Below are 11,650 nucleotides of genomic sequence, written 5' to 3'. Positions count from 1 at the left end.
AAGCGGTCTTAGCTCTAGGTAGAGGGAGGAAATAAAAGATGATGCCTCGAACAATCATCGAAAAGATTTGGGATCAGCATATTGTAAAACATGGTGAGGGAAAGCCGGATCTTCTATATATTGATTTGCACCTCATTCATGAGGTGACGTCTCCTCAGGCATTTGAAGGCTTGAGACAAAAGGGAAGAAAGGTCAGAAGACCCCAAAATACATTTGCGACAATGGACCACAACATCCCGACTGTCAATCGTTTTGAGATAAAGGATGAAGTTGCGAAACGCCAGGTAACGGCGCTTGAAAGAAACTGTGAGGAATTTGGCGTGCGCCTTGCCGATCTTCACAGTGTGGATCAAGGGATTGTTCATGTCATCGGACCTGAACTAGGCTTAACGCTTCCAGGGAAAACGATTGTGTGCGGGGACAGTCATACATCAACACATGGCGCTTTCGGCGCTCTTGCATTTGGAATCGGGACGAGTGAAGTTGAACATGTCCTTTCCACACAGACACTTTGGCAGCAGCGTCCAAAAACACTTGAAGTGCGCGTAGATGGAACGCTTCAAAAAGGGGTAACGGCAAAGGATGTCATCCTTGCTGTCATCGGCAAATACGGTGTGAAATTCGGCACAGGCTACGTCATTGAATACACTGGGGAAGTATTCAGAAATATGACGATGGATGAACGAATGACCGTTTGTAACATGTCAATTGAAGCAGGAGCAAGAGCAGGTTTGATTGCACCTGACGAGGTGACGTTTGAATATTGCAAAAATCGCAAGTACACGCCAAAAGGCGAAGAATTTGACAAGGCCGTAGCTGAATGGAAGGCGCTGCGCACAGACCCGGGCGCTGTTTACGATAAATCTATTGTCCTTGACGGCAACAAAATTTCCCCTATGGTGACATGGGGCATTAACCCGGGAATGGTTCTTCCTGTCGATTCTGAAGTTCCTGCGCCGGAAAGCTTTTCTGCAGAAGATGACAAAAAAGAAGCGATTCGTGCTTATGAATATATGGGACTTACTCCTCATCAGAAAATTGAAGACATTAAAGTGGAGCACGTATTTATCGGTTCCTGCACAAATTCCCGCATGACTGACCTTCGACAGGCTGCTGACATGATCAAAGGGAAGAAGGTAGCTGACAGCGTAAGGGCCATCGTCGTGCCCGGATCCCAAAGCGTGAAGCTTCAGGCTGAAAAAGAAGGGCTTGACCAAATTTTCTTGGAAGCTGGATTTGAATGGAGAGAGTCAGGCTGCAGCATGTGTTTGAGTATGAATAATGATGTTGTTCCTGAGGGAGAGCGCTGTGCATCAACCTCTAACCGCAACTTTGAGGGCAGACAAGGAAAAGGTGCAAGAACACATCTCGTCAGCCCGGCAATGGCTGCGATGGCTGCCATTCACGGACACTTCGTTGATGTCAGAAAGTTTTATCAGGAAAAAACAGTTGTGTAAGGAGTGCGCGAGATGGAACCTTTGAAATCACATACGGGGAAAGCGGCCGTATTAAATCGGATCAATGTGGATACAGACCAGATTATTCCTAAGCAATTTTTGAAGAGGATTGAAAGAACAGGCTACGGGCGTTTTGCATTCTTTGACTGGAGATATGATGCGAATGGTGAACCGAACCCTGAATTTGAATTAAACCAGCCTGTTTATCAAGGAGCTTCCATTTTAATAGCAGGAGAAAACTTCGGCTGCGGGTCATCGCGTGAACACGCTCCGTGGGCACTTGATGATTATGGGTTTAAAATTATTATTGCACCGTCATTTGCTGATATTTTCCATCAGAACTGCTTTAAAAACGGCATGCTTCCGATCCGCATGCCATATGACAATTGGAAACAGCTTGTCGGCCAGTATGAAAACAAGTCATTGCAAATGACTGTTGACCTTGAAAATCAGCTGATTCATGACAGTGAAGGCAATCAAATTTCATTTGAAGTTGACCCGCATTGGAAAGAGATGCTGATCAACGGATATGATGAAATTTCATTAACGCTGCTGCTGGAAGATGAAATCAAGCATTTTGAATCACAAAGAAGCTCTTGGCTTCAAGCCTGAAAAAGCAGCCGGTATTTGTCCGGCGGCTTTTTTTGCCTGATGAAACCTTTCATTTCTTGTGTTTGTTCACAGGTGTTGATACACTTGAACAAAATAAATGCCTGAAAGGAATATAGGTATGACGCATGACAAGAAGAACGCAAAAATTATTCCTTTTCCTCATCTGAAAGACCGCCTTGTGGAAAAAGGGATGTCATCACTAAAGGAAAAAAAGTATCAAGAAGCGCTCGAACTGTTTTCAGAAGCGATGAAATATGATGATACTGAAGCCGATCTTCACTTAGGGATGGCCATCTGCTTTTTAGAGCTGGGCGAGTTGGAAGAGGCAAAAAGCGTGTGCGAGAAGATGCTCAAAGAAGGTTATGGCCATTATTTTACGGTTTTGCAGGTGTACATGACCATCTTAATTCAGCTCAAAAAATACGAGGAAGTCAAAAGCACCATTGAAGCCGTTTTGGAAGAAAATCAGCTACCGGCAGAAAGCGCCGAGCAATTTTATAAGCTGCTGGATTTCAGCCGGAAAATGACCGATCCGGATCGTGAGGACGAGGCTTGGGCTGAAGAATATGAGGATACAATTGACACCGAGAAAGTGCTGGCAAGCCCTGAGGAGCAAATGAATCTCATTCATTCCTTAAAAGACCGTAACGTAGCAAAGTATACAGGATTGCTCAAAACAATCCTCCAAGACCCCTCAGCCCATCCGATTATCAAAACGATGATTGTCATGCTGTTGGCTGAGCATGAGTACAGTAAACCTGTACACATTAGTAAATTTGGCGAGTCGTTGACAATTGAACCGTCTGAGATTGTTCCGCCTGATGCCGCGCCGATTCTGCACCGTGTTCTCAGGGTGCTGGATGAGACACTTGGAAATGAAAATCCAACCTTATATGCAGCAGTAGAGGAATTGTGGAGAAGACATTTGTACGTTTTATATCCGTTCCAGCCGAAATTGCTGTCGGCTGACCTTTGGGCGGCTGCCCTTCATAAAGTCGGTTACGAGATGCACGGGATTGAAATTGAAAGCGAAGAACTTCATATGATGTATGAATTTACCGACAGAGAACTCGATGAAGCTTGCACAATGTTAAAAGATATTGAAGAAATTTCTTATTTGTAAATCGCGCCATATAGTTGAAAGCGCTATGTGTTATGTTATAATATAGTGGTTGTATTTGTGTATAACGGGTTATAAGAAATACGGTTGGACAGGCTTTGCAGTTCATTATTAACATCTATACATAATGATTCTGATCTTTGGCAGCTTTGTTTTTGTTGGACGAAGCCGTATGATTGCTTTAGAATGGAAGACCGACACAACCTGAATAGATTTTTGGAGGGAAACACATGTCTGTAAAATGGGAAAAACAAGAAGGCAACGAAGGCGTTTTAACGGTTGAAGTTGATGCTGAAACGTTTAAAACAGCACTTGATGATGCATTTAAAAAAGTAGTAAAACAAGTTTCAATTCCTGGATTCCGTAAAGGTAAAATTCCTCGCGGATTATTCGAACAGCGCTTTGGCGTAGAAGCTCTTTACCAAGATGCTTTGGATATTCTTCTTCCTGTAGAATACCCTAAAGCGGTTGAAGAAGCTGGAATCGAGCCTGTAGACCGTCCTGAAATCGACGTTGAAAAAATCGAAAAAGGCGAAAGCTTAATCTTCACTGCGAAAGTAACAGTAAAACCTGAAGTGAAGCTTGGCGACTACAAGGGCCTGGGCATTGAAAAAGACGACACAACTGTAACTGACGAAGATGTTCAAAACGAACTAAAAGCGCTTCAAGAGCGTCAAGCTGAGCTTGTTGTAAAAGAAGAAGGCGCTGTTGAAGAAGGAAACACAGTTGTTCTTGATTTCGAAGGATTCGTTGACGGCGAAGCTTTCGAAGGCGGAAAAGCTGAAAACTACTCTCTAGAAGTAGGTTCTGGTTCATTCATCCCTGGCTTCGAAGATCAATTAGTTGGCCTTGAAGCAGGTGCTGAGAAGGATGTTGAAGTGACATTCCCTGAGGAGTACCACGCTGAAGATCTTGCAGGCAAACCAGCTGTGTTCAAAGTGAAAATTCACGAAATCAAAGCGAAAGAGCTTCCTGAGCTTGACGATGAATTCGCAAAAGATATCGATGAAGAAGTGGAAACACTCGCTGAATTAACTGAAAAAACTAAGAAACGTTTAGAAGAAGCAAAAGAAAACGAAGCTGACGCTAAATTGCGTGAAGAGCTTGTTCTGAAAGCTTCTGAAAATGCTGAAATCGATGTTCCGCAAGCAATGGTCGACACTGAGCTTGACCGCATGCTGAAAGAATTCGAACAGCGTCTGCAAATGCAAGGCATGAACCTTGAGCTTTACACTCAATTCTCAGGCCAAGATGAAGCTGCGCTTAAAGAGCAAATGAAAGAAGATGCTGAAAAACGCGTAAAATCTAACCTGACTCTTGAGGCGATTGCGAAAGCGGAAAACCTTGAAGTATCAGATGAGGAAGTTGATGCTGAGCTTACTAAAATGGCTGAAGCATACAACATGCCTGTTGAAAATATTAAACAAGCCATCGGTTCTACTGACGCGATGAAAGAAGATTTAAAAGTTCGCAAAGCAATTGATTTTCTTGTAGAAAACCGTTAATATGGTGCATAATAATAGTACTAATAAAACAGGGCGCGAATCATTCGTGCCTTGTTTTGTACAATTATGAGTTATCTCTTTTTCTTGGGGCAATATAGTTAATGCAGGGCTGTTTTTTGTCATACATATAGAATGTGCAAGTCAGAAACACATTGTTACCGTCTTTTTGGAAAGTATGGTAAAATGCAATACATACTCGTTCGTTTCAAGAATCATTTTCTTTTGCTCTGCCGGTAAAAGAAAAAGTGAGACAAGATTAAGGGGTGAAAGAATGTTTAAATTTAACGAGGAAAAAGGACAATTAAAATGCTCGTTCTGTGGAAAAACACAAGATCAGGTTCGTAAGCTTGTAGCTGGACCTGGTGTATATATATGTGACGAATGTATCGAACTCTGCACTGAAATTGTAGAGGAAGAACTCGGAACAGAAGAAGAAGTAGAATTTAAAGACGTACCAAAGCCTCAGGAAATTCGCGAAATTTTGAATGAATATGTCATCGGCCAAGATCAAGCGAAGAAATCACTTGCTGTTGCTGTGTATAACCACTATAAGCGCATTAACTCCAACAGCAAAGTTGATGATGTTGAGCTTTCAAAAAGTAATATTTCATTAATCGGCCCTACGGGAAGCGGTAAAACCCTTCTGGCGCAAACATTGGCTCGCATTTTAAATGTGCCGTTTGCGATTGCAGACGCTACATCTTTGACTGAAGCTGGATACGTGGGTGAAGATGTAGAGAATATTCTCTTGAAGCTCATCCAAGCTGCTGATTATGATGTGGAAAAAGCCGAAAAAGGCATTATCTATATTGATGAAATCGATAAAGTGGCTAGAAAATCTGAAAACCCGTCTATCACACGTGACGTGTCAGGTGAGGGTGTACAGCAGGCATTGCTTAAAATTCTTGAGGGTACAGTGGCAAGCGTGCCGCCTCAAGGGGGACGTAAGCATCCTCATCAAGAATTCATTCAAATTGACACAACAAATATTTTGTTCATTTGCGGCGGAGCTTTCGATGGTATCGAACAAATCATCAAACGCCGTTTAGGCCAAAAAGTGATTGGATTCGGTGCCGACAATAAAGCTGCTGATCTTGAGAAAGAAGATCTTCTTTCAAAAGTGCTTCCAGAAGATTTGCTCCGTTTCGGGTTAATTCCTGAATTTATCGGACGTCTTCCGGTTATTGCAAGCCTTGAAAAGCTTGACGAAGAAGCATTGGTTGCGATCTTAACAAAACCGAAAAACGCTCTTGTTAAGCAATTCAAGAAAATGCTTGAGCTTGACAACGTTGAGCTTGAGTTTGAAGAAGAAGCGCTTTCTGAAATTGCTAAAAAAGCAATTGAACGCAAGACTGGAGCACGCGGACTCCGTTCTATCATTGAAGGCATCATGCTTGATGTGATGTTTGAGCTGCCTTCTCGTGATGACATTGAAAAATGTGTAATTACCGGGGCGACTGTGACACACGGAGAGCCTCCTCGCCTCTTATTAAAAGACGGCACTGAGGTAAGCCAAGATAAAACATCTGCATAAAGATAAGTACAAACCTCCTGAGTGGTAACACTCAGGAGGTTTTTTTGCATGCAACTCTTCCGGAAAAACGTTTATTCCCGTCTTCTATGGGAGATACTAGCAATCAGAGGAATGAATTGGATACATAAATTGTTTTTCAGGAGGGACCACCATGAGTTGGACAGGGATCGCGTTATTTATTCAGCTGTTTTTTGGGATCATCATCGGTTTGTATTTTTGGAATTTGCTTAAAAATCAAAGGACACAAAAGGTCACGATAGATAAAGAATCAAAGAAGGAAATGGAGCAGCTTCGGAAAATGCGCGCTATCAGCTTGTCCGAGCCATTATCTGAGAAGGTCCGCCCCAAAAGCTTTCAAGATATCGTCGGACAGGAAGACGGGATTAAAGCATTAAAGGCTGCTTTATGCGGGCCAAATCCTCAGCATGTGATTGTCTATGGGCCACCGGGAGTTGGGAAAACGGCTGCTGCGCGGCTTGTGCTGGAAGAAGCAAAAAAACATAAACAATCACCGTTTAAAGAGCAGGCTGTCTTTGTGGAACTCGATGCGACAACAGCCCGTTTTGATGAAAGAGGAATTGCCGATCCGCTCATCGGCTCTGTCCATGACCCGATATACCAAGGGGCCGGAGCGATGGGACAGGCTGGGATTCCGCAGCCGAAGCAGGGAGCTGTCACCCATGCCCATGGCGGTGTGCTGTTTATTGATGAAATAGGGGAGCTGCATCCTATTCAAATGAATAAAATGCTGAAGGTGCTTGAGGACAGAAAAGTCTTTTTAGACAGTGCGTATTACAGTGAGGAAAATACACAAATTCCGAATCATATTCATGATATTTTTCAAAATGGGCTGCCGGCTGATTTTCGCTTGATTGGCGCGACCACGAGAATGCCAAACGAAATTCCGCCAGCTATCAGGTCCCGCTGTTTGGAAGTTTTTTTCCGCGAGCTTGAAAAGGACGAGCTGAAAACGGTTGCTAAAACAGCAGCGGATAAAATTGAAAAAAATATCTCCGAAGAAGGCCTGGATCTTTTGACCAGCTATACGCGGAACGGGCGGGAAGCCGTCAATATGATTCAAATCGCAGCGGGGATGGCTGTAACGGAGAATCGGAAAGACATTACGATTGAGGATATCGAATGGGTCATTCACTCCAGTCAGCTTACTCCAAAGCACGAGCAAAAAATCGGTGTTGAACCACAGGTTGGCATTGTAAATGGGCTTGCAGTCTATGGGCCTAACAGCGGATCGCTTCTGGAAATCGAAGTGAGTGTAACCGCGGCTCAAGATAAAGGATCAATTAACATCACAGGAATAGCTGAAGAAGAAAGCATCGGCAGCCAATCAAAATCAATCAGACGAAAAAGCATGGCGAAGGGTTCGGTTGAAAATGTATTAACCGTGCTCCGGACAATGGGAATGAAGCCTTCTGATTATGATATTCACATCAATTTCCCAGGAGGGATTCCGATTGATGGGCCGTCAGCAGGCATTGCGATGGCGGCGGGGATTTTCTCGGCGATACACAAAATTCCTATTGACAATACCGTTGCGATGACGGGCGAAATCAGCCTGAACGGTCTTGTGAAACCCATCGGAGGCGTCATTCCGAAAATAAAAGCGGCCAAGCAGTCCGGTGCGAAAAAGGTGATTATCCCATATGAAAATCAGCAGGCGATCTTAAAGCAGATTGACGGGATCGAAATTATTGCAGTGAAGACGTTCCAAGAAGTGCTTGATGAAATTTTAGTGAATCCGCCAACGGAACAAAAACCGTTTCATATTGAAATCAATAAAGAATCCGTTTAAACCCTATTTTGATAATAGGGTTTTTTTCATGAAGGACATCTTTTCCTTTTTCATATCAGAAAGAAAGGGTATACTACGAGGAGACTGTTTTATAGAAAATGGAACCATGCCGTTTATTGTACAAGGATGAAAAAGTTGTATTATAATGGTTCATACTAAAGTCACGGAGGTGTCAGTCACATGGCAGAAGAATTAAAACGCAGCATCCCGCTCCTCCCTTTAAGAGGTTTATTAGTGTACCCGACGATGGTTTTGCATTTAGATGTAGGACGTGACAAGTCGGTTCAGGCTCTTGAACAGGCAATGATGCATGATCATATGATATTTTTAGCCACTCAGCAGGATATTTCGATAGACGAACCTGGTGAAGACGAGATTTTCACTGTCGGCACCTATACAAAAATTAAGCAAATGCTGAAGCTTCCGAACGGTACGATTCGTGTGTTGGTGGAGGGCCTCAAACGCGCCCAGATCGTCAAATACAATGAACACGAGGATTACACGTCGGTCGACATTCAACTTATTCATGAAGATGATTCAAAAGATACAGAAGACGAAGCATTGATGCGGACTTTGCTAGACCACTTTGATCAGTACATAAAAATTTCTAAAAAAATCTCGGCCGAAACGTACGCCGCGGTTACTGATATCGAAGAGCCGGGGAGAATGGCAGACATCGTTGCTTCTCATCTGCCCCTTAAACTAAAGGATAAGCAGGATATTTTAGAAACGGCTGATGTCAAAGACAGGCTGAACAAGGTCATTGATTTTATTAATAATGAAAAAGAAGTGCTGGAGATTGAGAAAAAAATCGGCCAGCGCGTCAAACGTTCGATGGAGCGTACGCAGAAGGAATACTACTTGCGTGAACAAATGAAGGCGATCCAAAAAGAGCTTGGCGATAAAGAAGGCAAAACTGGCGAAGTTCAGACGCTGACGGAAAAAATCGAAGAAGCAGGCATGCCTGATCATGTGAAGGAAACAGCGCTTAAAGAATTGAACAGATATGAAAAAATTCCGTCAAGTTCTGCGGAAAGCTCTGTGATCCGCAACTATATCGACTGGCTGGTTGCTCTTCCGTGGACGGATGAAACAGATGATAAGCTTGATTTGAAAGAAGCAGGACGTCTCTTGGACGAAGAGCACCACGGGCTTGAAAAAGTAAAAGAACGTATTTTAGAATATTTGGCTGTCCAGAAGCTGACCAAATCCCTGAAAGGCCCAATTCTCTGTTTGGCAGGACCTCCAGGTGTCGGAAAAACGTCTTTAGCCAAATCAATTGCAAAAAGCTTGGGACGCAAATTCGTCAGAATCTCACTCGGAGGAGTTCGGGACGAATCAGAGATACGCGGACACAGACGGACCTATGTCGGAGCAATGCCTGGACGTATTATTCAAGGGATGAAAAAAGCGGGCAAGCTGAATCCGGTCTTCTTATTAGACGAAATTGACAAAATGTCATCTGATTTTAGAGGAGACCCATCATCCGCTATGCTTGAAGTGCTTGATCCAGAGCAAAACAGCAGCTTCAGTGATCACTATATTGAAGAAACCTTTGATTTATCCAAAGTGCTGTTTATCGCAACGGCGAACAATTTGGCCACAATTCCGGGTCCGCTCAGAGACAGAATGGAAATTATTAATATCGCAGGCTACACAGAAATAGAAAAACTTGAAATCGTAAAGGATCACTTGCTTCCAAAGCAAATCAAAGAACACGGGCTGAAGAAAAGCAACCTGCAGCTGCGTGATCAGGCGATTCTTGATATTATCCGCTACTATACGAGAGAAGCTGGTGTGAGAAGCCTTGAACGCCAGCTTGCCGCGATTTGCCGTAAAGCTGCAAAAGCCATTGTTGCTGAAGAGCGAAAACGAATTACGGTTACTGAGAAGAACCTTCAAGACTTTATCGGAAAACGTATTTTCAGATATGGACAAGCTGAAACAGAGGATCAGGTTGGTGTAGTGACAGGGCTTGCTTATACAACCGTTGGCGGAGATACGCTGTCGATTGAAGTATCGCTTTCTCCGGGGAAAGGGAAATTAATCCTGACAGGAAAGCTCGGAGATGTTATGAGAGAGTCTGCTCAGGCTGCATTCAGCTATGTGCGATCCAAAACAGAAGAACTTGGCATTGAACCTGACTTTCATGAGAAGTATGATATTCATATACATGTACCAGAGGGTGCGGTGCCAAAAGATGGTCCGTCAGCCGGTATTACGATGGCAACAGCGCTTGTTTCTGCTTTAACGGGACGGGCGGTTTCGCGTGAAGTCGGCATGACTGGGGAAATCACGCTTCGCGGGCGCGTGCTGCCGATCGGCGGCTTAAAGGAAAAAGCGCTTGGCGCACATAGAGCGGGATTAACGACCATTATTGCGCCTAAAGATAATGAAAAAGATATAGAGGATATTCCGGAAAGCGTCAGGGAGGGGCTGACATTTATATTGGCGTCCCACTTAGACGAGGTTTTGGAACATGCCTTAGTAGGAGAGAAGAAATGAAAGTCACAAAGTCAGAAATCGTGATCAGTGCAGTAAAACCGGAACAGTACCCTGAAGGGGGGCTTCCGGAAATCGCATTGGCCGGAAGATCGAACGTAGGAAAATCGTCTTTTATCAATTCATTAATCAATCGCAAAAATCTTGCGAGAACGTCATCAAAGCCGGGAAAAACACAAACGCTTAATTTCTACATTATCAATGATGAGCTGCATTTTGTGGATGTGCCGGGCTACGGTTTTGCCAAAGTGTCAAAGTCTGAGCGTGAAGCATGGGGCAGAATGATTGAAACCTATATCACGACACGCGAGGAATTAAAAGCTGTGGTGCAGATCGTTGATTTGCGGCATGCGCCATCTAATGATGATGTACAGATGTATGAATTTTTAAAGTATTACGGCATTCCTGTTATTGTTATCGCTACAAAGGCGGATAAGATCCCGAAAGGCAAATGGGACAAACACGCGAAGGTTGTCCGACAAACATTAAATATTGATCCGGAAGACGAGCTGATTCTCTTTTCTTCAGAAACGAAAAAGGGAAAAGACGAAGCTTGGGGAGCGATCAAAAAAATGATAAACCGGTAGAGGATCCTCTACCGGTTTTATTTATCGTATAGATTTTTTTCGTTTTATCAATAATAACAATAAACTGATTCCAATAAAGACAAACGGCCAATACTCCTTCAGAAGCGCTGTTGGAATATGCGCAGACTCAAGCCATGCCATAATTTGTTTGAAAAAGTACAAAAACAGGGAAAAACAAATCATCGACACAGCTTCATATACATATTCTTTTTTTTGAACGGCTGAAACGAGAAGTGAGAAGCCGATCATAAAGAGGAGCATTTCAAAATCATCCGGCCACCATACCCATTTCGGCTTGGCAAAAAAGTGTAAACCGATCCCGAAGAGAAGCAAACCGATAAAAAAATGGGGTGTAACGGCTTCTTTTTTTCCTTGATATACAAAGGCTGCGCCTAACAGCATGAGGAGAACAGGCCATTGATCCTGCCCTGAAAACAGTTCGGCTTGGCCGCTTTCAAGCCATGCATATACAGAAGCGGCAAGCAGCAGACAAGGGAATAAAATTGATTTTTGTTTCATGCAT

At 43.4% G+C, this 11,650-nt stretch carries 9 protein-coding genes; 8 read left to right on the top strand and 1 reads right to left on the bottom strand.

Annotated features, from left to right (window positions below; all coding sequences use genetic code 11):
• Nucleotides 1-38 precede the first annotated feature (38 nt).
• The 8 genes from leuC (at nt 39) to yihA (ending at nt 11,127) form a co-directional block, all read left to right on the top strand.
• Nucleotides 39-1,457, top strand: a complete 1,419-nt coding sequence (gene leuC, locus M1D65_RS13740) for a 3-isopropylmalate dehydratase large subunit (protein ID WP_128740611.1) — start codon at nt 39-41, stop codon at nt 1,455-1,457.
• 12 nt (nt 1,458-1,469) lie between these two features.
• On the top strand, nt 1,470-2,069 hold the full coding sequence (gene leuD / locus M1D65_RS13735; protein ID WP_021480251.1) for a 3-isopropylmalate dehydratase small subunit: 600 nt from the start codon (nt 1,470-1,472) through the stop codon (nt 2,067-2,069).
• A gap of 118 nt (nt 2,070-2,187) precedes the next feature.
• Nucleotides 2,188-3,192: a DNA damage checkpoint antagonist DdcA gene (gene ddcA, locus M1D65_RS13730; RefSeq protein WP_029726367.1), complete on the top strand. Its 1,005-nt coding sequence runs from the start codon at nt 2,188-2,190 to the stop codon at nt 3,190-3,192.
• A gap of 227 nt (nt 3,193-3,419) precedes the next feature.
• Nucleotides 3,420-4,694, top strand: coding sequence for a trigger factor (gene tig, locus M1D65_RS13725; protein WP_014480469.1), 1,275 nt, complete (start codon nt 3,420-3,422; stop codon nt 4,692-4,694).
• Nucleotides 4,695-4,965: 271 nt separating this feature from the next.
• Complete coding sequence (gene clpX / locus M1D65_RS13720; RefSeq protein WP_003229613.1) at nt 4,966-6,228, top strand: ATP-dependent protease ATP-binding subunit ClpX; 1,263 nt, start codon at nt 4,966-4,968, stop codon at nt 6,226-6,228.
• Between the two features lie 151 nt (nt 6,229-6,379).
• Entirely contained in the window at nt 6,380-8,038 is a 1,659-nt protein-coding gene (gene lonB / locus M1D65_RS13715) for an ATP-dependent protease LonB (RefSeq protein ID WP_014477564.1), read from the top strand.
• A 180-nt stretch (nt 8,039-8,218) separates the two neighbouring features.
• On the top strand, nt 8,219-10,543 hold the full coding sequence (gene lon / locus M1D65_RS13710; protein ID WP_014480468.1) for an endopeptidase La: 2,325 nt from the start codon (nt 8,219-8,221) through the stop codon (nt 10,541-10,543).
• Nucleotides 10,540-11,127: a ribosome biogenesis GTP-binding protein YihA/YsxC gene (yihA, locus tag M1D65_RS13705; RefSeq protein WP_003229621.1), complete on the top strand. Its 588-nt coding sequence runs from the start codon at nt 10,540-10,542 to the stop codon at nt 11,125-11,127. Before lon ends, yihA begins: the two co-directional genes overlap by 4 nt.
• Before the next feature lie 21 nt (nt 11,128-11,148).
• Here yihA and M1D65_RS13700 read toward each other — a convergent pair whose 3' ends face one another.
• Nucleotides 11,149-11,646 carry a hypothetical protein gene (locus M1D65_RS13700; protein WP_014477563.1) on the bottom strand — a complete coding sequence of 166 codons (498 nt, stop codon included), beginning with the start codon at nt 11,644-11,646 and terminating at the stop codon, nt 11,149-11,151.
• Nucleotides 11,647-11,650 lie beyond the last annotated feature (4 nt).

Source organism: Bacillus sp. JZ39, assembly GCF_053903145.1.
Note: the sequence above shows the minus strand (reverse complement) of the source record. Positions and strands in the feature narration are given on the sequence as shown.

What these genes read in the sequence shown, in the direction of transcription:
- clpX (WP_003229613.1), top strand. Translation starts at nt 4,966, where the DNA reads ATGTTTAAATTTAACGAGGAAAAAGGACAATTAAAATGCTCGTTCTGT.
- tig (WP_014480469.1), top strand. Translation starts at nt 3,420, where the DNA reads ATGTCTGTAAAATGGGAAAAACAAGAAGGCAACGAAGGCGTTTTAACG.
- lonB (WP_014477564.1), top strand. Translation starts at nt 6,380, where the DNA reads ATGAGTTGGACAGGGATCGCGTTATTTATTCAGCTGTTTTTTGGGATC.
- yihA (WP_003229621.1), top strand. Translation starts at nt 10,540, where the DNA reads ATGAAAGTCACAAAGTCAGAAATCGTGATCAGTGCAGTAAAACCGGAA.
- M1D65_RS13700 (WP_014477563.1), bottom strand. Translation starts at nt 11,646, where the DNA reads ATGAAACAAAAATCAATTTTATTCCCTTGTCTGCTGCTTGCCGCTTCT.
- leuD (WP_021480251.1), top strand. Translation starts at nt 1,470, where the DNA reads ATGGAACCTTTGAAATCACATACGGGGAAAGCGGCCGTATTAAATCGG.
- ddcA (WP_029726367.1), top strand. Translation starts at nt 2,188, where the DNA reads ATGACGCATGACAAGAAGAACGCAAAAATTATTCCTTTTCCTCATCTG.
- leuC (WP_128740611.1), top strand. Translation starts at nt 39, where the DNA reads ATGATGCCTCGAACAATCATCGAAAAGATTTGGGATCAGCATATTGTA.
- lon (WP_014480468.1), top strand. Translation starts at nt 8,219, where the DNA reads ATGGCAGAAGAATTAAAACGCAGCATCCCGCTCCTCCCTTTAAGAGGT.